Raw genomic sequence first — 22743 nt, 5'->3', positions numbered from 1 at the left:
CGGATGGTGCCTGCCGGCCGGATGGTCGCGGTGTCGGCTCTACTCCCAGTCGGCTCTACTCCCAACGGAAGGTGCGGGCGGCGAGCGCCAGACTCGCCACCGCCCAGGCCACGAGCACGATCAGGGGGCGTGCCCCCGGACCGTCGCCCTCTGCCAGGACGGCCCGCAGCCCGTCCGACAGCGCCGCGGTCGGCAGCGCCTCGGCGACCGCCCGCAGCCAGCCGGGAAGCTTCGACAGCGGGAACNCCNCCCCGCCGATCAGCAGCAGCACCAGGTAGACGCCGTTGGCGGCGGCGAGCGTCGCCTCGGCCCGCAGGGCTCCGGCCATCAGCAGGCCGAGCCCCGAGAACGCGGCTGTGCCCAGGACGAGTAGCGCCAGCACCGCCGGAACCCCGACCGGCCCGCCGGTCGGGTCCCAGCCCAGCGCGAATCCGACCGCCACCAGGAGCACCAGCTGGATGACCTCGACGGCGAGCACCGCCAACGTCTTGCCGGCGAGCAGGACCACGCGCGGCAGCGGGGTCGCCCCGAGGCGTTTGAGTACGCCGTAGGAGCGTTCGAAGCCCGTCGCGATCGCCTGCCCGGTGAAGGCGGTCGACATCACGGCCAGCGCGAGCACCCCGGGGACGAGGAAGTCCACCGGCCGCTCGGTGGAGCTCGGCAGCACGTCGACGGCGGTGAAGAAGGCCAGCAGACCGACCGGGATGATCAGGGTGAGCAGGACGGACTCGCCGCGCCGCAGGGTGAGTACCAGCTCGAGCCTGGTCTGTGCCGCCAGCATCCGGACCCGTGAGGCGGGCGCCGGAGCCGGGCGCAGATCGAGCAGCGGGACGCCGGTCATGAGCGCAGCTCCGATCCGGTCAGTTCCACGAAGACGTCCTCCAGCGTGCGTTGTTCGACCCGGAGATCCTCTGCCAGGATGCCGTTACCCGCGCACCAGGCGGTCACCGCGGCGAGCAGTTGCGGGTCGACCGTGCCCTGCAACAGGTAGTGCCCAGCCGGGCCCTCCTGCACGGTGGTGCCGTCGGGCAGCGCGAGCAGCAGCCGGCCGAGATCCAGCCCGGCGGGGGCCCGGAAGCGCAGCTGCCCCTCGGCGCCGCCCCGGGTGAGCTCCGCGGGGGAGCCGACCGCCACCACCCTGCCGTGGTCGACGATGATCACCTGATCGGCGAGCCGTTCGGCCTCGTCCATGGCGTGGGTGGTCAGCACGACGGTGACCCCGGCCGTGCGCAGCTCCTCGACGAGTTCCCAGGTGTCCCGCCGGCCCTGGACGTCCAACCCGGCCGTCGGCTCGTCGAGGAAGACCAGCTCCGGGCGGCCGACCACGGCCATCGCCAGCGACAGCCGCTGCTGCTGGCCGCCGGAGAGCCGGCGGAACGGGGTACCGGCGGACCCGGCCAGCCCGAGCCGGTCCAACAGCGCCGCGGGATCCAGCGGGTGGCGGTAGTGCGAGGCGACGAGGCGCAGCATCTCGCCGGCGCGGGCGCCGGGATACATCCCCCCGGACTGCAGCATCACCCCGACCCGGGGGCGCAGGGCAACGGCGTCCGCCCAGGGGTCGAGTCCGAGGACCCGCACCTCGCCCGCGTCGGCACGGCGGAATCCCTCGCAGATCTCCACGGTGGTTGTCTTGCCGGCGCCGTTCGGCCCGAGCAGCGCCGTGACCGTGCCGGTCGGGACGGTAAGTGACAGTTCGTCCACGGCGCGTATCCGACCATCGGGTGTCGTCGACGGTCGAGCGGCGTCGCCGGAAGGGACCGGCGGCGCCGGGGGCGCCTGGCGCACGGGGGGCGTAGGGGACGGCGTAGGGGACGTGGAGAACGCCGCGGGACCGCGCCCGGCCCGACCGGTGCGGGTCCGCCGCCCGGACCCGTGAGGACGACGACCGGAACGCGGGGAAGCGGACCGCGAGGAATACGTCTTCACGAGGTCCGTGACACTGACTGCCAGGATCTCGGCCACCTTGCGATCCTACGGACATCGCGGGTCGGGCGGAGGGCCGGTCCGCCCCGGCACGAGGCCTTCGGCTGGGTGGAACGGGCACCACCGGGCGGCCGTGCCCTAGTCCCGTTGCCAGTCCCGTTGCTAGCCCCGTTGCTGCGGCGGGCGGNCGGGCAGCGCCCGGCGGCGCCCGCCGACCGCCACCGGCTCGCCTGGCTCCACCAGCGCTCCCCAGGCGCCCAGCCGCTCGTACAGCATCGCCGGCGTGGTGCTGTAGAGCCGGGACAACGACTGCAGGTCGGAGCGACGCAGCCGCAGGACGTCGCGTGAACTGTCCGACCGCAGGACCTGCACGATGGCGATCCAGCGCCGCAGCGGTCCGGTGCGGGTCGGGGGCAGCTTGCGCAGCCGGCGCAGGTCGATGACCAGCGGCGGCAGATGGTCGGTCTCGCGGCGATCGGCGGCCGGCGGTACCAGCAGCGTCGCGGGAACGTCGTACAGCTCGGCGAGCTCGACCAGTCGATGCACGCGCAGGGTCCGAGAGCCTCGCTCGTAGGCGCCCAGGGTCCCGGCAGTCCACCGGCCATGCGTGCGCTCCTGGACGTCCAGCAGCGACAAGCCACGCCGGTTGCGCGCCGCGCGAAGCCGGCGGCCGAGCTCCAGGGCGTAGTCCGCCTCGGTCACGGTCTCCGTCCGGGTCAAGGTCGACAGGAGACGCCAACCGCCCCCTGTGACAGATTGTCAGGCCTCGGTTCGTCTGGCAGCCGGTTCGACCAAGAAGCCGCGAGGGAACGTGGCCCTGGCGTGGTCCCGCGGTCGCGGGGCGCAATCCGGGAATCGCGACAGTGTTTTTCCGGCCGCGCCAGCCCCGTCAGCCCGGTCGGCCGGTCAGTCCCGGTCGGCCCGGTCGGCCCGGTCGGCACCGTCGGCCCGGTCAGTCCCAGTCGGCGTCGTCGGCGTCCTTGGCCCAGTCCCGGGCCCGGTCCACGGCGCGCAGCCATCGCCGGTAGGACCGGTCCCGCTCGGCCCGGGACAGCCTCGGCCGGTACCGCTCGGCGCTGCGCCGATGCCCGGCGAGCTCCTCGCGGTCGGCGAAGAACCCGGTCGCGAGCCCCGCGAGGTAGGCCGAACCGAGCGCGGTCGTCTCGATGTTGTCCGGGACGTCGAGCTCGACGCCGAGCAGGTCGGCCTGGAACTGCATGAGCCAGTGGTTGCGGGCGGCCCCGCCGTCGGCCCGCAGCTCGCGCACCGGGAAGCCCGCGGCACCCATCGCCTCGACGACGTCCCGGGTGCGGTAGGCGATGCCCTCGAGCACCGCGCGGACGACGTGCGCCCGGGTGGTCCCCCGGGTGATCCCGAGCAGTGCGCCGCGGGCGCGGGGATCCCAGTGAGGGGCGCCGAGGCCGGCGAGCGCCGGGACGAAGTAGACGCCGTCGTTGCCGGTCAGGGAGGCGGCCAGGTCGGCGGTCTCGGTGGCATCCCGGATGATCCCCAGGGAGTCCCGTAGCCAGTCGACGGCGGCACCGGTGGACAGGACCGCTCCCTCCAGCGCGTACCGCACCGGTTCGCCGTCGAGCTGGAACGCCGCGGTCCGCAGCAGCGTCGACTGCGGCGCCGGCAGGGCCGAGCCGGTGTTCACCAGCACGAAGGAACCGGTGCCATAGGTGTTCTTGGCCTGGCCGGGTTCGAAGCAGCCCTGGGCGAACAGAGCGGCCTGCTGGTCGCCGATCACGGCCGCCACCGGGATCCGCACGCCGAGGAAGGCGTCCGGATCGGTCTCGGCGTAGACCCGCGAGCTCGGCGCGACAGCGGGCAGCACCTCGGCGGGAACGCCCAGCAGATCGAGCATCTCCGGGGACCAGGTCGCGGCGGCGAGGTCGAGCAGCAGGGTGCGGGAGGCGTTCGTGACGTCGGTGACGTGCGCGGCCCCGGCGGTCAGCTTCCAGACCAGCCAGGAATCGACGGTGCCGAAGGCGATCTCCCCCCGGCCGGCGCGCCGGCGCAGCCCGGGGTCGTCGTCCAGGATCCAGCCGATCTTGGTACCGGAGAAGTAGGGGTCGAGTACCAGCCCGGTGCGTTCCCCCACCGCACCCGCGTGCCCCTCGGCGGTGAGGCGTTCGCAGACCGCGGCCGTCCGCCGGTCCTGCCACCCGATGGCCGGGTGGACCGGGGCGGAGGTCCGCCGGTCCCACAGCACGGTGGTCTCGCGCTGGTTGGTGATGCCGAGGGCGGCGAGCTCCCCGGCCCGGCGACCGCAGCCGGCCAGGGCCGCGGCGACGGTGTCGACGACGCTGCGCCAGAGCTCGTCCGGATCCTGCTCGACCCAGCCCGGCCGGGGGAACCCGGGCCGGATCCCGGTGTAGCCGCGGCCGACGACCACCCCGTCCCGGTCGAGCAGGCAGACCGTGGTCCCGGTGGTCCCCTGGTCGACCGCCGCCACCAGGGATCCGCGTGCCGGCACGCTCATCTCGTTCCTCCCGCCCACGGGTCCGCTGACGCATGGTAAGGACGCATGGTAAGGAGGCATGGTAGGGGAGCGATGCACGGTAAGGAGAGGGACGCGGGGGAGGAAAGATAGACAAGGGGTAGGTAAGGCGGACCCGGCGTGCCGGGAACGGCGGCTCAGCCGAGGTTGGACAGGTCGACGACGTCGCCGGGCGGGGTGCCGGTCGCGGGCGTCCCGTAATCGTCGAAAGTGATCTCGTTGGTGGAGCGGCCGGCGACGACCACCTTCAACGGATAGCCGGGCCCGGTGTTGGCCGCCCAGAAGGCTGTTCCGTCGGGGCCCGCGGCCCGGACGGCCTGGGTGCCGGCCAGCTTCTCGGTCCGCACCGGGCCGGACAGCCCGACGACGTAGCTGGTCAGCGACGCGGCGAGCCGGTCGAGGGTAAAGTAGCTGTATTTCGCGGCGTCGGCGGGGGCTAGGCGGACCCAGCGGTCGGCGAGGAGGTTCCCGGCCGCGGCGTCACCGGTCCCCTCGTAGTAGGCGCGGCCGCGGCGGACGTAGGTGTCGTCTTTGATCTTGAAGATCTGGGTCCGTTGACCGTACTCGTCAATGGTGCCGCGGGTGACCGTGCCGGACATCACCAGGTCGTAACCGGCGGGGGCGTCCGAGCGCGGGTCGGCCTCGGTGCCGACGACGTGGACGCCGGTCGCGGTGCGCAACGCCTGCAGGGTGCGCGTGCCGACCTCGCCGGCAGGCAGCTTCTCCAGCCCGTTGCTCTTCTCCCCGCCGCCACTGCAGGCCGCCGAGGTCGCGAGCAGGAAAGTCAGTCCGAGGGAGAGCAGCGCCCGCCGGACCCCGCCGCGCCACAGTTGTGATCGCATCCGCCCGTCGCCTCCCGCCTGAGATCGTCTCCGGGTCGGTGGCGGCCGGGCGCGACCGCGCGTCGCGACCGTCGGCCCGCTGGTGTGCCGACCTGGTGTGCCCACCCGGGGTGCGCGCCCGGGTGGGCGCGCAGGTATGGCAGTGGGCGCAAGTCTGGCATTCCGCCGCCTGCGGTCGTCGGTCGGGTACGGCCCGTGGGTATCCGTTGTGTGCTCACGTCCGGCGGATGTGATCTGCGTCATGGCTGTGGCGAAGATCGCCCCATTGGGCTGTAGTTCCGGCGACCCCGGTTCGACTGCGCCCAGGAAATAAGGCACACTGGCGTTGTGAAATACGACCACGACGGGACGAGCGGGACGGCGGACGGCCGTACCCGCGACCGGGTCGTGCGTCTGCTCCTGGAGGGCGGCTCGGCCACGGCAGCCGAGCTGTCCCGTCAGCTCGGGGTCTCCCCGGCGGCTATCCGCAGGCATCTCGATGCCATGGTCGCGGATGGCATCATCACGCCCACGGAGAGCCGGTCCCGGGGGCCGCGTGGCCGGGGACGCCCGGCCCGGCGTTACGCGCTCACCGAAGCCGGCCATCAGGCCGGTCCCAACGCCTACTCCGATCTCGCGGCCGGTGCGCTGCACTTCCTGGCCGAGGTGGGTGGCGCGAGCGCGGTCACCCAGTTCGCCGATACCCGCGCCGTCGACCTGGAGCGGCGGGTGCGCGAGGCGGTCGTGGCGGCGGAGCCGGCGGATCGCCCGGCGGCGCTCGCCGAGGCGATGACCGCCGCCGGGTACACCGCCAGCGTCTCCGAGCTGCCCACCGGTCTGCAGATCTGCCAGCATCACTGCCCGGTCCAGTTCGTCGCGGAGCGCTTCCCGGCGTTGTGCGACGCCGAGACCGCGGTGCTGGCCCGCGTGCTCGACACCCACGTGCAGCGCCTGGCGACGATCGCGCACGGCGACGGCGTCTGCACGACCCACATCCCCGCGGGTCACCCGCCCGCGGGTCACCCGCCCGCGGGTCACACTGCCGTGAGCCACACCGCCGCGGATCATCCGCCCGCGGGCACGGCGCCCGGCATGGCTTCGCGTGCCCGGTCCGATCGGAACGGGTCCGATCAGAGCGGGTCCGGGAAGGACGGCTCCGCTCGGGTGCTGCCCGATTCCGCCGTGGCCGGATCCGGCCCGGCCCGGCCCGCGTCCCTGGCCTGTCCACCATCCTCGTCTTCGGAGGGTTTCGCCCTANGACCACCTCTGCCGAGACCGCCCTGGAAGGCCTTGGTTCCTATCGGTTCGGATGGGCTGACACCGACGCCTACGCCGCCGACGTGGAGCGCGGCCTGTCCGAGGCGGTTGTCCGCGGCATCTCGGCCAAGAAGTCCGAGCCGTCGTGGATGACCGACCTGCGCCTCAAGGGGCTGCGGCTGTTCGAGCGCAAGCCCATGCCGACCTGGGGTGCCGACCTGTCGGGCATCGACTTCGACAACATCAAGTACTTCGTCCGCTCCACCGAGAAGCAGGCCGAGGAGTGGGAGGACCTACCCGAGGACATCCGGGCGACCTACGACCGGCTCGGCATTCCCGAGGCGGAGAAGCAGCGCCTCATTGCCGGGGTCGCCGCCCAGTACGAGTCCGAGGTCGTCTACCACAAGATCCGGGAGGACCTCGAGGAGCAGGGTGTCCTCTTCCTGGACACCGACTCCGGGCTGCGTGAGCATCCGGAGCTGTTCCAGGAGTACTTCGGCTCGGTGATCCCGGTCGGGGACAACAAGTTCGCCGCGCTGAACACGGCGGTGTGGTCGGGCGGATCCTTCATCTACGTGCCGCCGGGCGTGCAGGTCGAGATCCCGCTGCAGGCCTACTTCCGGATCAACACCGAGAACATGGGCCAGTTCGAGCGGACGCTGATCATCGTCGACGAGGGCGCCTACGTGCACTACGTCGAGGGCTGCACGGCGCCGGTCTACTCGTCGGACTCGCTGCACTCGGCGGTCGTCGAAATCGTCGTGAAGAAGAACGCGCGCTGCCGGTACACGACCATCCAGAACTGGTCGAACAACGTCTACAACCTGGTCACCAAGCGTGCCGCCTGCCACGAGGGCGGCACCATGGAGTGGATCGACGGCAACATCGGTTCCAAGGTGACGATGAAGTACCCGGCCGTGTGGCTGCTCGGCGAGCACGCCAAGGGCGAGGTGCTCTCCATCGCCTTCGCCGGTGCCGGTCAGCACCAGGACGCGGGCGCGAAGATGGTGCACGCCGCGCCCCGCACCTCCTCGACGATCGTCTCCAAGTCGGTGGCCCGCGGCGGCGGGCGGACGTCCTACCGCGGGCTCGTCCAGATCAACGAGGGCTCGTCGGCCTCCCGCTCGACGGTCAAGTGCGACGCGTTGCTCGTCGACACGGTGAGCCGCTCGGACACCTACCCCTACGTTGACGTGCGCGAGGACGACGCCTCCATCGGGCACGAGGCGAGCGTCTCCAAGGTCGGCGAGGACCAGCTGTTCTACCTGATGAGCCGGGGTCTGTCCGAGGAGGAGGCGATGGCGATGGTCGTGCGCGGCTTCGTCGAGCCGATCGCCCGGGAGCTGCCCATGGAGTACGCCCTCGAGCTCAACCGCCTCATCGAGCTGCAGATGGAAGGTGCGGTCGGCTGATGGTCGTCATCGACGCCACCGGTCGGCCCCCGGCCGCCTCCGGTGCCGTACCCCGTCCCGTACGGTCCCGTAACCCGCTCGACCACGCCGTGCCCACCGGACGCGAGGAGGCGTGGCGGTTCACCCCGCTGCGCCGGCTGCGCGGACTGCCGACCGGCCCCGAGGCCGACGGCAAGGTCTCCGTGTCGGTCACCGCGCCCGCGGGGGTCGAGGTGGAGCAGCTCGCCGCCGCCGACGCCCGGATCGGTCGGGTGCTGACCCCGGCCGACCGGGTGGCCGCCTTCGCCCTGACCCGGTCGGCGGGCGCGCTCGCCGTCACCNTCCCNGCCGAGGCCGCGCTCACCNAGCCGGTGGTCGTGCACCTGCACGGTGAGAGCCCCAGGTCCCCGGCCGGGTTCGTCGCGACGAGCGGCGACGGCGGGCGGCGCGGCTCCCCGGGCGGGGTGGCCTACGGTCACGTCCTCGTCGAAGTGGGCCCGTTTGCGTCCGCCACCGTGGTGCTCGACCACACCGGCAGCGCCACCTACGCCGGCAACGTCGAGGTGTACGTGGGGCACGGCGCCTCGCTCACCTTCATCACCCTGCAGGACTGGGACGACGACGCCGTGCACCTCGGCGCGCACGCCTACTCGCTGGGGCGCGACGCTCGGCTGCGCTCGTTCACCATCACCCTCGGCGGTGATCTGGTGCGGCTCAACCCGACCGTGGACTACCGCGGGCCCGGCGGCGACGCCGAGCTCTACGGCGTGTTCTTCACCGATGCCGGCCAGCACCAGGAGCACCGGCTGCTCGTCACGCACGAGCCGCGTTCCTGCCGCAGCCGGGTCACCTACAAGGGCGCGCTGCGCGGGGACGCCGCCCACGCGGTGTGGATCGGCGACGTCCTCATCGGCGCCGGCGCCGTGGGCACGGACACCTACGAGCTCAACCGCAATCTCGTGCTCACCGACGGCGCGCGGGCCGACTCGGTCCCGAACCTGGAGATCCTCACCGGTGAGGTCACCGGTGCCGGTCACGCCAGTGCCACCGGCCGGTTCGATGACGAGGCGCTGTTCTACCTGCAGTCGCGGGGGATCTCGCCCGAGGAGGCCCGCCGGCTCGTGGTGCACGGTTTCTTCGCCGAGATCATCGACCGGATCGACGTGCCGGAGCTGCGGGAACGCATCATGATCAAGATTGCCGGCGAGCTGTCGGCCGACCTCCCGGACGAGGCTGCGGAGCCGTCGTCGGCGGAGTTGTCGGTGGAGGTGGGCGGATGACGACCGCGACCGGCGGTTCTGCCGCGGGCGGCTCCTCGGTCGCCCCGCGGTGGCACCGGGTGTGTGCCGCCGCGGACCTCGCCGAGGGCACCGCGATCGGCACCGAGATCGAGGGCGTGCCGGTGTGCGTGGTGCGGTCGGGCGGGGCGGTCTACGCCGTGCGTGACGAGTGCTCGCACGCCGACGTGATGCTCTCCCAGGGCGAGGCCGAGGACGGCAAGATCGAGTGCTGGCTGCACGGGTCCCAGTTCGACCTGGCCAGCGGCGTCCCGCTGAGCCTGCCGGCGATTGAGCCGGTGCCCACGTACGCAGTGACCATCGACGGCGACGACGTGCTCGTCGACGTCACACATTCGAACCCGGAACGAGGGTGACGGCAGCGGTGTCCACACTGGAGATCCGCAATCTGCATGTCTCGGTGGAGACGGACGGCGAGGGCACGCGCGAGATCCTGCGCGGGGTGGACCTGACCGTCCGCAAGGGCGAGACGCACGCGATTATGGGGCCGAACGGGTCGGGTAAGTCGACGCTGTCCTATTCGATCGCGGGCCATCCCAAGTACACGGTCACCGAGGGCAGCATCACGCTCGACGGCGAGGACGTCCTCGCGATGAGCGTCGACGCCCGGGCCCGGGCCGGGATCTTCCTGGCGATGCAGTACCCGGTGGAGATCCCCGGGGTCTCGGTGTCGAACTTCCTGCGCTCCTCGGTCACGGCCGTGCGCGGCGAGGCGCCGAAGCTGCGGACCTGGGTCAAGGAGGTCAAGACCTCCATGGCCGCGCTCGAGATGGACCCGGCGTTCGCCGAGCGCAACGTCAACGAGGGCTTCTCCGGCGGCGAGAAGAAGCGTCACGAGATCCTGCAGATGGCGTTGCTCAAGCCGAAGATCGCCGTGCTGGACGAGACCGACTCCGGCCTCGACGTCGACGCGCTGCGCATCGTCTCCGCAGGTATCGAGTCGGTGCGGGCCAAGGGGGAGACGGGCATCCTGCTCATCACCCACTACACCCGCATCCTGCGCTACATCCGTCCCGAGTTCGTCCACGTCATGGCGGCGGGGCGGATCGTCGACGAGGGCGGCCCGGAACTGGCCGCCGTGCTGGAGGAGTCCGGCTACGACCGCTACGTCAAGGGTGGCGGCGCGGCCACGCCGGCCGGCGTGGGAGCGGTGTCATGACGCTGACCGACGCGGCCGTGCGCCCGGGGTCCGGACCCCGGCTCGTCGGCGGGTTCGACGTCGAGCAGGTCCGCCGGGACTTCCCCGTCCTGGCCCGCACGGTGCACGGCGACCGGCCGCTGGTCTACCTCGACAGCGCCGCCACCTCGCAGAAGCCGCTGGCGGTGCTCGACGCCGAGCGGACCTACTACGAGCTGCACAACGCCAACGTGCACCGCGGCATCCACGTGCTGGCCGAGGAGGCCACCGGGCTGTACGAGGCCTCCCGGGACAAGGTCGCCGCCTTCATCGGGGCGGGCGACCGCCGGGAGGTGGTGTTCACCAAGAACTCCTCGGAGGCGCTGAACCTCGTCGCCTACGCGATGAGCAACGCCGGGGCCGCCGGCGCCGAGGCGGAGCGGTTCCGGGTCGGCCCGGGTGACGAGATCGTCGTCACCGAGATGGAGCATCACTCCAATCTCGTGCCGTGGCAGATGCTGGCCCGGCGCACCGGGGCGACGCTGCGCTGGATCGGGCTGACCGACGACGGCCGGCTCGACCTGAGCAACCTCGATTCGATCATCACCGAGCGGGCGAAGGTCGTCGCCTTCGTCCACCAGTCGAACATTCTCGGCACGATCAACCCGGTCGCGCAGGTGGTGGCGCGGGCCCGCGAGGTCGGCGCGCTGACCGTGCTCGACGGCTCCCAGTCGGTACCGCACAACCCGGTCGACGTCACCGAGCTCGGGGTGGACTTCCTGGCCTTCACCGGGCACAAGATGTGCGCGCCCACCGGGGTCGGGGTGCTCTGGGGACGCTACGAGCTGCTTGGGGTCATGCCGCCCTTCCTCGGCGGCGGCGAGATGATCGAGCTTGTCACCATGGAGGGCTCGACCTACGCGGCGCCGCCGCACCGGTTCGAGGCCGGCACCCCGATGATTGCCCAGGTGGTCGGGCTCGGCGCGGCCGTCGACTACCTGACCGCGCTCGGCATGCCGGCCGTCGCCGAGCACGAGCACGCGGTGACGGCCTACGCGCTGGACGCCTTCGCCGAGGTGCCGGGGTTGCGGATCATCGGTCCGCCGGCGGCGGACGCCCGCGGCGGGGCGATCTCCTTTGTGCTGCACGAGGACGACGGCCGGCCGATCCATCCCCACGACGTCGGACAGATCCTCGACGAGCGCGGCATTGCCGTGCGGGTCGGGCACCACTGCGCCCGGCCGGTCTGCCTGCGGTTCGGGGTACCTGCGACGACCCGCGCGTCGTTCCACCTCTACACGACGACCGGCGAGGTCGACGCCCTGGTGGAAGGACTGCACGGGGTCCGGAGGTTCTTTCTGAGGTGAAACTCGACTCCATGTACCAGGAGATCATCCTGGACCACTACCGCAACCCGCTCCACCGGGGGCTGCGGGATCCCTTCGACGCCGAAGTGCACCACGTCAACCCGACCTGCGGCGACGAGGTGACCCTGCGGGTGAAGGTCTCGGACGGGGTCGTCGAGGACGTCTCCTACGAGAGCGAGGGCTGTTCGATCAGTCAGGCGTCGGCGAGCGTCATGAGCGACCTCGTGATCGGCAAGTCGGTCGACGCGGCGCTGAAGCTCGAACGCGAGTTCCTGGCGCTGATGCAGTCGCGGGGCACCATCGAGGGTGACGAGGACGTGCTGGAGGACGCCGTGGCGTTCGCCGGCGTCTCCAAGTACCCCGCCCGGGTGAAATGTGCCCTGCTGTCCTGGATGGCGTGGAAGGACGCGACCGCTAAGGCGATGGATCCGAGTGTCGCCGTCGCCGGCGCATCCACCTCTGTCGCGTACCCCCGCGTCGCCCCCCTCGACGTACCCGAGCAGGAGAAGCCATGAGCGAGACGGTGACCGAGACGCGCTCGGCCGCGACGGGAGAAACCGCCGAGGCGGCGGATCAGCCCGCCGGGGTCCCGAAGCCGGTGCTGGACCCGGACCCGACGGGACCGGACGCCCCGCCGGAGCTCGCCAGCTTCGAGGACATCGAGGAGGCGATGCGCGACGTCGTCGACCCGGAACTCGGCATCAACGTCGTCGACCTCGGCCTCGTCTACGGCATCCACGTCGCCGACGACAACACCGTCACCCTCGACATGACGCTGACCTCGGCGGCCTGCCCGCTCACCGACGTCATCGAGGACCAGACCCGCTCCGCCCTGGTCGACGGCCCGGACGGGCTGGCCGCGGACGTGACCATCAACTGGGTCTGGATGCCGCCGTGGGGGCCGGACAAGATCACCGACGACGGTCGCGAGCAGCTGCGCGCGCTCGGCTTCAACGTCTGACGTCCCCCCGGCCCACTGGATGAACAACCGGTGGGGTTCGCGCAACGTACGGCTGGCTACCCAGCAACCACCGCTCACTCCGCCCGTATCCGCCCGCCAGGCTTGTAGGGTCGGAACCAGGCGATCGGCGTCGTCATCGGCCCATTTCGGCGGGCTTCCCGCCTCGTGGCGTGGTGTCCGGCCCCGCCGGTCGTTCGGAGATCGAGCCGGAAGACGGGAGCCTGTCTGTGCCGAGCCCGCGGGTCCTCGGTCTGGTGCTGGCCGGGGGTGCCGGACGGCGGCTGGCGCCGCTGACCGCGGACCGGGCGAAGCCCGCCGTCCCCTTTGGCGGGCTGTACCGCCTGATCGACTTCGTGCTGTCCAACCTGGTGAACGCGGGCTACCTGCGCATCGCGGTCCTGACCCAGTACAAGAGCCACAGTCTCGACCGGCACATCACGACGACATGGCGGATGAGCAACCTGCTCGGCAACTACGTCACGCCGGTGCCGGCGCAGCAGCGGCTGGGGCCGCGATGGTTCGCCGGCAGCGCCGACGCCATCCACCAGTCGCTGAACCTCGTCTACGACGACGCCCCGGACATCGTCGTGGTCTTCGGCGCGGACCATGTGTACCGGATGGACCCGCGGCAGATGGTCGCCCAGCATCTCGACAGCGGAGCCGGCGTCACCGTCGCCGGGCTGCGGGTGCCGAGATCCGAGGGCAGGGCGTTCGGGGTCATCCAGACGGCGCCCGACGGCCGCACGATCGAGGCGTTCCTGGAGAAGCCCGCCGATCCGCCGGGTCTGCCGGGTAGCCCCGAGGAGACGTTCGCCTCGATGGGTAACTACGTCTTCTCGACGGACGTGCTGATCGACGCCCTGCGCAAGGACGCCGCGGACGAGGACAGCGTCCACGACATGGGCGGGAACATCATCCCGATGCTCGTGGCCCAGCGGGCGGCGGCGGTGTACGACTTCGCCGGCAACGTCGTCCCGGGCACGACGGTGCGTGACCGCGGCTACTGGCGCGACGTCGGCACCGTCGACTCGTACTTCGAGGCGCAGATGGATCTGTGTGCGCTCGACCCGGTGTTCAACCTCTACAACCGGGAGTGGCCGATCCTCACCAGCATCCCCTCGCTGCCACCGGCGAAGTTCGTGCACGACGGCCTGCAGCGCACCGGCACGGCCGTGAACAGCATCGTCAGCAATGGAGTCATCATCTCCGGGGGCACGGTGCGCTCGTCGGTGCTGTCCCCGGGAGTGCGGGTGAGCTCCTGGGCCGAGGTCGACCACACGGTGCTCATGGACAACGTGCTCGTCGGCCGGGGGGCCGTCGTCCGCGACGCCATCCTGGACAAGAACGTGCACGTGCCGGCGGGCGCCCAGGTCGGGGNGGACAAGGACCGGGACCGCGCCCGCGGCTACACCGTGAGCGAGCAGGGCATCACCGTCGTCGGCAAGGGCGTCACGATCGCCGACTGAACCGGCCGCCATCCGCCCCATCCGCCCGCACCCGCCCCGCTCCTCGCCTCCACCGCCCGCACCCGTCCCGTTTGCACCCGTCCCGTCACGGCACCGTTGGGAGAGACCGCACATGCGCGTCGCCATGCTCACCCGGGAGTACCCCCCGGACGTCTACGGCGGGGCGGGTGTGCACGTCGAGTACCTGAGCCGGGAGCTCGCCCGGCTTGTCGACCTCACCGTCCACCGCGAGGGGCCGGCGCCGGGCGGCGGGTCGGCGGGCGGCGGGCCCGCGGGTGCGGCGCCGTCGACCGGCGCCGTCGACCGACCGGTGGTCGAGAGGGCGGGTGCCCCGGGGGTCGCCGCGGTCGCGGCGCACCGGGGCTGGGCCGCGCTCGCCGACGCGAACGACGCGCTGCGGACCGTGTCGATGGACCTGTCCATGGCCGCCGCGGCGGTCGGCGCGGACGTGATCCACTCGCACACCTGGTACGCGAATCTCGGTNGCCATCTCGCCGCGCTGCTCGGCGGCGTCCCGCACGTGATGACCTCGCACTCGCTGGAGCCCCGGCGTCCCTGGAAGGCCGAGCAGCTGGGCGGGGGCTACCGGGTGTCGTCCTGGTGCGAGCGGGTCGCGATCGAGTCGGCGGCCGCCGTGGTCGCGGTCAGCGCGGGCATGCGCGTGGACATCCTCGATGCCTACCCGGCGGTCGATCCGGCCCGTGTGCACGTCATCCGCAATGGCATCGACACCGACGAGTACCGTCCGGACACCGCGACCGACGTGCTGGAACGTCACGGGGTGGATCCGGCCCGGCCGACGGTGATCTTCGTGGGGCGGATTACCCGGCAGAAGGGGCTGCCGGTGCTGCTGCGGGCGGCTGCGGCGATCGACCCCCGGGCGCAGCTCGTGCTCTGTGCCGGGGCCCCGGACACCCCTGCGCTGCTCACGGAGATCACCGACCTGGTCGAGGGCCTGCGCGCAGGCCGCGACGGCGTGGTCTGGCTGCCCGGGATGCTGACGAAGCCGGAGGTGATCCAGCTGCTCAGCCATGCCACCGTGTTCGTCTGCCCGTCGGTCTACGAGCCGCTCGGCATCGTCAACCTGGAGGCGATGGCGTGCGGCACCGCGGTCGTCGCCTCCCGGGTCGGTGGCATTCCCGAGGTCGTCGACGACGGCGTCACCGGTCTGCTGGTGCCGCCCGGCGACCCCGGCGCGCTGGCCGGGGCCGTCAACGAGGTGCTCGCGGACCCGGTCCGGGCGGCCGCGATGGGCCATGCGGGCCGGGACCGGGCCGTCACCGAGTTCGGCTGGGCGGCGATCGCCGAGCGCACCGCGCGGCTGTACGCATCGCTGACCGGCGGCTGACGCCTCAGCTCGGCTGGAGCCGTCAGCTCGTCCAGGCCGTTTCGGAGACCGGGGAGCGACCGAGCAGCGGACGCCACCAGGCTTCGTTCTCCTTGTACCAGGCGATGGTCGACCGCATGCCCTCGGCGAAGTCGATCAACGGCGTCCAGCCCAGCTCGGTCCGCAGCTTGGTGGAGTCCNGCAGGTAGCGGCGGTCGTGCGAGGGGNGGNCGGGNACGATCGTCTTNANCGACGCGGGNAGACCGANNNNGGCNNGCACCGTGTCGGCGATCGTCTCGATGTCCGCCTCGACGCCGGATCCGACGTGGTAGGTCTCGCCGAGCCGCCCACGGTCCAGAACCGCGTCGATCGCCCGGCAGTGGTCCATCACGTGCAGCCACTCGCGCCGGTTCGTGGTGGAGGCGTACATCGGGAGCGACTCGCCCTGCAGCGCCCGGGTTACGANCAGGGGGATGACCTTCTCCGGGAACTGGTAGGGACCGTAGTTGTTCGAGCAGTTGGTGATCGTCACGGGGAGGTTGTAGGTGAAGCCGTAGGCGCGTACGGCGTGGTCCCCGCCGGCCTTCGCCGCGTTGTAGGGCGTGCGGGGGAGGTAGGGGGAGTCCTCGGTGAAGGCACCGGGGTCGTTGAGGTCCATGTCGCCGTAGACCTCGCAGGTGGAGATCTGGTGGAAGCGGGCCACCCCGACCGTGCGTGCCGCCTCGAGCAGGGTCTGGGTACCCATCACGTTCGTCGCGAAGAACTCGCCGGGGCGGATGATCGCCAGGCTGTTGTGCGACTCGGCGGCGAAGTTCACCACCACGTCCACGGAGTGCTCCCGCAGCACCGACTCGACGAGCTCCTGGTCACGGATGTCGCCGTGGACGAACGTGACGCGGTCCGCGACGTCGGCGAGGTTCTCCCGGCAGCCGGCGTAGGTCAGGGCGTCGAGCGCCACGACCGCGTCCTCCGGATGCCGCGTCCGCCAGTAGCGGACGAAGTTCGATCCGATGAACCCGGCGGCTCCGGTCACGAGGAGCGTCGACATGGTGTGCCTTTCGATCGGTGCGCCTGCGCGGCGACGCATGCGGCTGGGCGGTGGACGGACGTCGCCCATGTTCTCGTGGCGGGCGGGCAGCGGCCTGGCCGGCGCGCGGCCACCCGGACGACGGCGGGNGACCGTGGGNGCACGGGGCACCTTACGCTCTGGCGCGTGGCGGACCTGTTCGAGGGCTATCCGGCGGCCACGGCGCCCGATGGCTTCCGTACTCTTGAGGTCATGAGCATCGTCGTATCGTGATCGTCGCGCGCCCGACCGTGCCGTCCCTGGTGGGCACGGTGCGCGGTCTACCCCGTGCCCGACCTNCCCCGTGCCCGNCCTCGGTCGTCCCGGTTCGCCGTGCTCTGGTGGGGTCCCCGCCGTTGTCCGTGTCAACCCGACGTCGCCGGTGTAACGCTCTGACGCTCGCCCGGCGTTGTCTGGAAGCCCGAAAGAGGCCCTACCTCGATGATCATTGTGTCCGAGCTCGAACTGCGTGCCGGAGCCCGCACTCTGATCGAGCCCGTATCCTTCCGGGTGCAGCCGAACGACCGGATCGGTCTCGTCGGGCGCAACGGGGCCGGCAAGACAACGTTGCTGAAGGTGCTTGCCCGGGAGGGGCTGCCGTTCGCCGGCACCGTCGACATCCGGGGTGAGATGGGTTACCTCCCCCAGGACCCGCGTACCGGCGATCTGGCCGACACCGCCCGTGATCGGGTGCTGTCGGCGCGCGGTCTCGACGTTCTCCTGCGCGAGATGGAGAAGCTGCAGCTGGAGATGGCCGAGCTGGTCGACGCCACGGCGCGGGACGCGGCGATCCGCCGCTACGGCAGCCTGGAGGAGCGATTCGGGACGCTCGGCGGTTATGCCGCCGAGGCGGAGGCTGCCCGGATCTGCTCGTCGCTGGGCCTGGCCGATCGGGTGCTCGCCCAGCCCATCGGCACCCTGTCCGGTGGGCAGCGGCGGCGGGTCGAACTCGCCCGCATCCTGTTCGCCGGGTCCGGCAACGCCGACGCGACCCTGCTGCTCGACGAGCCGACGAACCACCTCGACGCCGACTCGATCGGGTGGCTGCGGGACTTCCTGCGCGCCCACACGGGCGGCCTGATCGTGGTGAGCCACGACGTCGACCTGCTCGACAAGTGCGTGAACAAGGTCTTCCACCTCGACGCCAACCGGGCCACCCTCGACGTCTACAACGTGAACTGGAAGACCTACCTCAACCAGCGCGAGCTGGACGAGCGCCGCCGTCGCCGGGAACGCGCCAATGCCGAGAAGAAGATCGACTCGCTGAAGGCGCAGGCCGACAAGATGCGCGCCAAGGCGACCAAGGCGCGGGCCGCCCATCAGATGGACCGGCGGGCCGAGCGGCTCGCGGCCGGGCTCGCCGAGGCGCGCGTCGCGGACCGGGTGGCCAAGCTGCGCTTCCCGGACCCGGCTCCGTGCGGCCGCACGCCGCTGACCGCCACCGGACTGTCGAAGTCCTACGGCTCGCTGGAGGTGTTCACCGGTGTGGACCTCGCGATCGACCGCGGCTCGCGGGTCGTGGTCCTCGGGCTGAACGGTGCCGGCAAGACCACGCTGCTGCGCATCCTGGCGGGCCAGGAGGCACCCGACGTCGGCCAGGTGCATCCCGGTCACGGTCTACGTCTCGGGTACTACGCGCAGGAACACGAGACGCTGGACACCAGCCGCTCGGTGCTGGACAACATGCGGGCCGCCGCGCCGGGGACGTCGGACGTGGAGCTGCGTCGCATCCTGGGCGCGTTCCTGTTCAGCGGAGACAGCGTGGAGCAGCGCGCCGAGACCCTGTCCGGCGGCGAGAAGACCCGCCTCGCGCTCGCCGGACTGGTCTGCAGCTCCGCCAACGTCCTCCTGCTCGATGAGCCGACGAACAACCTCGACCCCGCCTCGCGCGACGAGGTGCTTGCCGCGCTCGCCACGTACCGGGGCTCGGTCGTCCTAGTCACCCACGACCCGGGGGCCGTCGAGGCACTCGACCCGCAGAAGGTCCTGATGCTGCCGGACGGGGTCGAGGACAACTGGTCACCCGATCTGGCCGAGCTCATCACCCTGGCCTGAGCAGGGACCCTGCGCCGGGAACCGAACGGAGAACCTTTGTGAGTACGCAGGGCGGCACCAAGGCGGTAATGGCGGCACTGGCCGCCAATCTGGGTATCGCGCTGGCGAAGTTCGTCGCGTTCCTGGTCACTCAGTCGTCGTCGATGTTGGCCGAGTCCATCCACTCGGTGGCCGACTCCGGCAACCAGGGCCTGCTCCTGCTCGGCCAGAAACGTTCCGTCCAGCCGCCGGACGAGGAGCATCCCTTCGGGTACGGGCGGGCGCGTTACATCGCCGGCTTCCTGGTCGGGATCGTGTTGTTCAGCCTCGGCGGGCTGTTCTCGGTGTATGAGGGCGTCGAGAAGCTGCGCCATCCGCATGAGCTGGAGAGCGGGCTGGTCGCGGTCGTCGTCCTGCTGATCGCGGTGCTGCTGGAGTCCTACTCCTTCGCGACCGCCATGCGCGAGTCGAAGAAGACGAAGGGCGACCGGTCCTGGTGGCGGTTTATTCGGGAGGCGCGGGCCCCGGAACTGCCCATCGTCCTGCTGGAGGACCTGGCAGCCGAGCTGGGGCTGATCTTCGCGTTGCTCGGGGTCGGACTGACGCTGGCACTAGACGACCCGATCTGGGACGGCGCGGGAACGCTGGCCATCGGCGTGCTCCTGCTGATCGTGGCCGTCATCGTGGCGACCGAGGCGTACGGCATGCTGGTGGGCGAGGCCGCAGCCCCGGCAATGGTCGCCACCATCCGCCGCACGCTCGCCGCCGCCCCGGGCGTCGCCACGGTCATCCACCTGCGCACGCTGCACCTCGGGCCGGACGAGCTGCTCGTCGCCGCCAAGATCGGTATCGGGGCGGAACTGGCGATGCCCGAGGTGGCCGCCACCATCAACGGCGCGGAGGCGGCGCTGCGGGCCGCGGTGGCGGTTCCGCTGCGCATCTTCCTCGAGCCCGACATCCTCCGCGACGAGCTGGGTCGACGACGGGATCCGTCAGCCGGTGCCGCCGGCGAGGCAGAGCCGCAGCGCGAGCGCGCTCAGGGCGCCGAGGGACATCAGTACCACCGGCAGGTTTCCCGCCCGTAGCTTGTCCCCAGGCAGTTCCGGTCGGGGACGGGGCGCCACCGCGGCCACCAGCAACCAGGGGAAAACCGGCAGCCAGGACTCTTCGACGTCGCCCTCGGCCAGTCCGAGGACCGTCGCGAACAGCATCGTCGCGCCGGCCCCCACCAGCAGCGGCCAGCCCGGGGTCAGCCGCAGGCGGCGCGCCGCCCGGACGAGAACCGGCCCGCCGACGAGGACGACCACGGTCAGATCCACGGCGATCCAGGCCAGCGTGCCGGCGAGCCCCGGCCGTGGCGCGCTCGCCAGGGCCAGCCCGTCGGGCCAGGAGAAACCCCACGCGTAGAAGAGCCACAGCGGCAGGAGCGCGCCCAGGCCGGTCATGACGTTGAGGATCGGGCGACGGCGGACGAAGTAGGCCGCCGCGACCGCCACGCCAAGCCAGACCGAGGCGTAGCCGAACAGCCCCGCGAGGCCGAGCAGCAGCCCGCTTGCCAGCGCCCACCACATCGAGCGCCGACCCGGTTCGCATCCGACCACCCCCACCGCGACGGCCAGGGTGGCCAGGGTAGCCGTGACGGCGTCCGGGGACGCCGCCATCCATCCGTTCCACGGGGCCAGGACGAGGACGGGGACCAGGCGCCGGGCGGCCGTCTCATGGCACAACGAGCGCACCGCGATCGAGACGGCGGGGACGACCAGCGTGCCCAGGGCGGTGAACAGCATCCCGATCGCGACCGCGCCGTGCATCCCCACCCTGGTGAGCACCCAGACGGTCAGGACGGGGCCCGGAGGATGGGTCGGCAGGACGGCCGTAGTCCCCGCGGCGGCGTGCGTGGTGGTCGCGGTGTAGGAGGCGAGGAAGCCGAGCGGATCGTCACCGACGGCTTTTGCCGCCGCCAGGAGATCCGCCGGGATGCGAAGATCCGCCGTGATCTCCCCGGGTGCGACCAGCGCGAGCGTGCCGCTCCACGCCAGCGATCCGACGTAGCCNAGGACGAGCAGGACGGTCCAGGGCAGCCTGTTCGTCGGGCCGGTCGCCATGGCCGGGGTGTTCGGGGTGTTCGGGGTGTTCGGGATGGCCGGGGTGTTCGGGGTGTTCGGGGTGGCCGCCGGGGGGATGGTCGAGGCCCACCAGGCGGTGAGGGCAATCACGACCACGGCGATCGCGAGCGGGACCAGGACGAGGGAATCGAGACGGGGAGCCCATCCGCCGCGCAGCGGCGGGTCACCGATGCCCAGATCAAGGTCGCCGGTGGAGACGAGGAACATGCCGACGAGACCGCAGGCCACCAGGATGAGCCACAGCGCCGCCTCGCTGGCCTCGGTATGCCCGGCGGACCCAGCCCAGGGCCGGGACAGGCCGCCACGCGGTCCGGGCGACCGGCTGGAGGCGGCGACAGCGGTCGGGTCGGAGGCGCCGTCCGTCGCGCTCACCGGTCCGTACCGAGGCAGGCCGCGTAGCTGGGCACCTTCGGTGCCGACCCGGAGATCATTACGTCACCGACCACCACTGCACGGTAACGAGTCCGGNTCGCTCCCAGCGCCGCAGTTGCTCCCGAGCCGGATGCCGGAGGTGCCGGCGGGGGNGCGACGAGCCGTCCGCGGTCTCGCCGGATCGGGCCTTGGCACGGGAGCGGGCCCGGCCCCGACGAGGTGGACAACCGGTGTCGGATGTGAGGAATCAGTCGAATCGATCGGCCGCGTTCGCGGTCCGTCGGCTCGCTCTGTACAGTGATCGACTGATGGTCGTACCTGCAGCGTTGCATCGAGAGAAGATCTTGATCGCGAAGATGACGATGTTCGTGGCGACGCGCCGATGCTGTTGTCGGGCCGCGTACCGGGGATTGGGGACACTGGTCTCGGTAGCACTGTCGGCCATGCGCGCCTGCTGTGCCAGCGGGTGGGTGCGACCCGTGCCATCGCTGGTGACCGCCGGCATGGAGGAAGGAACGCGAGGGCACGGTCATGCACCGGCGTCGCGTGTGATGGATCACATCTGCTTCGAGTGGCGCGTTTACTCAAGCTGAGTGAAGATCGGTTCGCAGATCATCGAACACGGAGGGGGCCACGTTGGCCGAGCTCAGGAAAGGAACCCGGATCACCGGCGCCGAGCGGGACAAGCTTGCCGCCGAACTTCGGAAGAAGTACGAAGGTGGGCAGAGCATCCGCCTGCTCGCCGAGTCCTCTGGTCGTTCGTACGGGTTCGTCCACCGGATCCTCTCGGAGTCCGGTACGACCCTGCGCGGCCGGGGTGGTGCGACCCGGGGCACCAAGAAGAAAAGCGCCTGAATCATGGCGGTCCCCGCCGCCGCTGTAGCGGCGGCGGCGGCCGGGCTGCGCGTGCGGGTCGCCGGGCCTCTCGTCACGATCGGGATGACGGACCTCGGTGATACCGGCGGGGCCGGTTCGTTCCCGGCTCTCGCGTCGGCGCTGGTCGGCGAACTGCGTCGGTTGACCGGTGAGGTCCGGGTCCTGGTTGTCCGGATAGGTCATTGCCCCCCGCCTGCCGCTGACCTCACCGACCCCGCACCCCGGGTGGGCGAGGGAGGACCTGCGTCCGCCGAGGGGCGGCTGTCCCCGGCCGCGGGCTATCGCGCGTGGCGCGACGCGATGGGGCGGGTCTCCGACCGGTCCGACCTGATCAGTGTGGCCGTCGTGGACACGACGGTCGGCGACCTCGGTCTCGCGGTGACGGTCGCCTGTGACCTGCGGGTCCTCGCCGCGGATGCGCGCTTCCGGCTGACCTGGGCGCGTGACGGCTTCNTGCCCGCGGCCGGTGCCATGGGTCGGCTGGTCGAGCTCCTCGGATACGCGAATGCCCTGGACCTCTGCCTGACCGGCCGTGAGCTCGCCGCCGACGAAGCGGCCAGGATCGGGCTGGCCCAGCGGGTCCTGCCGCGTGAGCTGCTGGACGAGCAGGTCGGCGTGCTGGTCGCGGCGCTCCTCGCGGTTCCCCGCGACATCGCGGCCGAGGTGAAGGCGCTGATGCGCGGCGCGCGGCGTTCCCGTCCCGCCACCCGCTCCGGCCGTCTCAACGAGCGGGCCGAGGACGAGGCCTGGGAACGCGTCGTCATCGCCCGCTCCGCTGCCGGTGACGACCCCGCGGCGGGGTGAGCGGCAGCCAGCACACCCGACGAGCCGCATCCGC

20 protein-coding genes and 1 pseudogene are annotated in these 22743 nt (G+C 71.6%); 14 read left to right on the top strand and 7 right to left on the bottom strand.

The genetic code is table 11. The annotated features are described in order from the left end of the window. Window positions 1–55 precede the first annotated feature (55 nt). The 5 genes from CED_RS05225 to CED_RS05205 form a co-directional block, all read right to left on the bottom strand. Window positions 56–841, bottom strand: coding sequence for an ABC transporter permease (locus CED_RS05225; protein ID WP_035908897.1), 786 nt, complete (start codon window positions 839–841; stop codon window positions 56–58). Then, a complete protein-coding gene (locus CED_RS05220; protein WP_035730264.1) occupies window positions 838–1962 on the bottom strand; it encodes an ABC transporter ATP-binding protein in 1125 nt (374 codons plus the stop codon). Before CED_RS05220 ends, CED_RS05225 begins: the two co-directional genes overlap by 4 nt. Window positions 1963–2085: 123 nt before the next feature. Then, window positions 2086–2625 (bottom strand): transcriptional regulator, encoded by a 540-nt coding sequence (locus tag CED_RS05215; protein WP_035909002.1) that lies wholly within the window; start codon window positions 2623–2625, stop codon window positions 2086–2088. A 250-nt stretch (window positions 2626–2875) separates the two neighbouring features. Then, window positions 2876–4408: a glycerol kinase GlpK gene (gene glpK, locus CED_RS05210; RefSeq protein WP_023841557.1), complete on the bottom strand. Its 1533-nt coding sequence runs from the start codon at window positions 4406–4408 to the stop codon at window positions 2876–2878. Between the two features lie 155 nt (window positions 4409–4563). Continuing rightward, window positions 4564–5268, bottom strand: coding sequence for a hypothetical protein (locus CED_RS05205; protein WP_011436097.1), 705 nt, complete (start codon window positions 5266–5268; stop codon window positions 4564–4566). 327 nt (window positions 5269–5595) lie between these two features. Between CED_RS05205 and CED_RS05200 the strand changes: the two are divergent. From CED_RS05200 to glgA, 10 genes and pseudogenes are all read left to right on the top strand, one after another. Further along, window positions 5596–6261, top strand: a pseudogene (locus tag CED_RS05200) (helix-turn-helix transcriptional regulator); the annotation flags it as partial. Between the two features lie 215 nt (window positions 6262–6476). Next, window positions 6477–7916, top strand: a complete 1440-nt coding sequence (gene sufB / locus CED_RS05195) for a Fe-S cluster assembly protein SufB (RefSeq protein WP_063613407.1) — start codon at window positions 6477–6479, stop codon at window positions 7914–7916. Beyond that, entirely contained in the window at window positions 7916–9175 is a 1260-nt protein-coding gene (gene sufD, locus CED_RS05190; RefSeq protein WP_035908896.1) for a Fe-S cluster assembly protein SufD, read from the top strand. The genes sufB and sufD overlap by 1 nt, the downstream gene beginning before the upstream one ends. Further along, a complete protein-coding gene (locus CED_RS05185; RefSeq protein ID WP_011436101.1) occupies window positions 9172–9549 on the top strand; it encodes a non-heme iron oxygenase ferredoxin subunit in 378 nt (125 codons plus the stop codon). The genes sufD and CED_RS05185 overlap by 4 nt, the downstream gene beginning before the upstream one ends. An 8-nt stretch (window positions 9550–9557) precedes the next feature. After that, window positions 9558–10352 (top strand): Fe-S cluster assembly ATPase SufC, encoded by a 795-nt coding sequence (sufC, locus tag CED_RS05180; RefSeq protein WP_011436102.1) that lies wholly within the window; start codon window positions 9558–9560, stop codon window positions 10350–10352. Then, window positions 10349–11677: a cysteine desulfurase gene (locus CED_RS05175; RefSeq protein ID WP_011436103.1), complete on the top strand. Its 1329-nt coding sequence runs from the start codon at window positions 10349–10351 to the stop codon at window positions 11675–11677. Before sufC ends, CED_RS05175 begins: the two co-directional genes overlap by 4 nt. Then, a complete protein-coding gene (sufU, locus tag CED_RS05170; protein ID WP_011436104.1) occupies window positions 11674–12192 on the top strand; it encodes a Fe-S cluster assembly sulfur transfer protein SufU in 519 nt (172 codons plus the stop codon). Before CED_RS05175 ends, sufU begins: the two co-directional genes overlap by 4 nt. Then, window positions 12189–12638, top strand: coding sequence for a metal-sulfur cluster assembly factor (locus CED_RS05165; protein ID WP_011436105.1), 450 nt, complete (start codon window positions 12189–12191; stop codon window positions 12636–12638). Before sufU ends, CED_RS05165 begins: the two co-directional genes overlap by 4 nt. 227 nt (window positions 12639–12865) lie before the next feature. Further along, a complete protein-coding gene (glgC, locus tag CED_RS05160; protein ID WP_035730389.1) occupies window positions 12866–14104 on the top strand; it encodes a glucose-1-phosphate adenylyltransferase in 1239 nt (412 codons plus the stop codon). 112 nt (window positions 14105–14216) lie between these two features. Beyond that, on the top strand, window positions 14217–15452 hold the full coding sequence (glgA, locus tag CED_RS05155) for a glycogen synthase (protein WP_035908893.1): 1236 nt from the start codon (window positions 14217–14219) through the stop codon (window positions 15450–15452). Window positions 15453–15474: 22 nt separating this feature from the next. On the opposite strand, the gene rfbB is transcribed toward glgA, so the two are convergent. Beyond that, the gene (rfbB, locus tag CED_RS05150) at window positions 15475–16479 is read right to left on the bottom strand and encodes a dTDP-glucose 4,6-dehydratase (protein ID WP_035908891.1); all 1005 of its coding nucleotides are present in this window, start codon (window positions 16477–16479) and stop codon (window positions 15475–15477) included. Between the two features lie 459 nt (window positions 16480–16938). On the opposite strand from rfbB, the gene CED_RS05145 reads away from it, so the two are divergent. Further along, window positions 16939–18552: an ABC-F family ATP-binding cassette domain-containing protein gene (locus CED_RS05145; RefSeq protein ID WP_011436109.1), complete on the top strand. Its 1614-nt coding sequence runs from the start codon at window positions 16939–16941 to the stop codon at window positions 18550–18552. A gap of 38 nt (window positions 18553–18590) precedes the next feature. After that, on the top strand, window positions 18591–19616 hold the full coding sequence (locus tag CED_RS05140) for a cation diffusion facilitator family transporter (RefSeq protein WP_011436110.1): 1026 nt from the start codon (window positions 18591–18593) through the stop codon (window positions 19614–19616). Here CED_RS05140 and CED_RS23395 read toward each other — a convergent pair. Continuing rightward, window positions 19524–21029 (bottom strand): hypothetical protein, encoded by a 1506-nt coding sequence (locus CED_RS23395; RefSeq protein WP_023841551.1) that lies wholly within the window; start codon window positions 21027–21029, stop codon window positions 19524–19526. The two genes, CED_RS05140 and CED_RS23395, sit on opposite strands and share 93 nt — an antisense overlap. A gap of 636 nt (window positions 21030–21665) precedes the next feature. On the opposite strand from CED_RS23395, the gene CED_RS05125 reads away from it, so the two are divergent. Together CED_RS05125 and CED_RS05120 are read left to right on the top strand one after the other, a co-directional pair. Continuing rightward, window positions 21666–21884: a helix-turn-helix domain-containing protein gene (locus CED_RS05125; RefSeq protein WP_009399485.1), complete on the top strand. Its 219-nt coding sequence runs from the start codon at window positions 21666–21668 to the stop codon at window positions 21882–21884. 3 nt (window positions 21885–21887) lie between these two features. Continuing rightward, window positions 21888–22709, top strand: coding sequence for an enoyl-CoA hydratase/isomerase family protein (locus CED_RS05120; protein WP_035908888.1), 822 nt, complete (start codon window positions 21888–21890; stop codon window positions 22707–22709). The last annotated feature ends 34 nt before the right edge of the window (window positions 22710–22743 follow it).

This window comes from Frankia sp. CeD (assembly GCF_000732115.1).
GTDB classification, from domain to species: domain Bacteria; phylum Actinomycetota; class Actinomycetes; order Frankiales; family Frankiaceae; genus Frankia; species Frankia casuarinae.
Note: the sequence above shows the minus strand (reverse complement) of the source record. Positions and strands in the feature narration are given on the sequence as shown.

Bases quoted from the DNA above. Each gene is read 5' to 3' on its own strand.
- glpK (WP_023841557.1), bottom strand. From the start codon at position 4,408: ATGAGCGTGCCGGCACGCGGATCCCTGGTGGCGGCGGTCGACCAGGGG.
- CED_RS05205 (WP_011436097.1), bottom strand. From the start codon at position 5,268: ATGCGATCACAACTGTGGCGCGGCGGGGTCCGGCGGGCGCTGCTCTCC.
- CED_RS05185 (WP_011436101.1), top strand. From the start codon at position 9,172: ATGACGACCGCGACCGGCGGTTCTGCCGCGGGCGGCTCCTCGGTCGCC.
- CED_RS05165 (WP_011436105.1), top strand. From the start codon at position 12,189: ATGAGCGAGACGGTGACCGAGACGCGCTCGGCCGCGACGGGAGAAACC.
- CED_RS05145 (WP_011436109.1), top strand. From the start codon at position 16,939: ATGATCATTGTGTCCGAGCTCGAACTGCGTGCCGGAGCCCGCACTCTG.
- CED_RS05175 (WP_011436103.1), top strand. From the start codon at position 10,349: ATGACGCTGACCGACGCGGCCGTGCGCCCGGGGTCCGGACCCCGGCTC.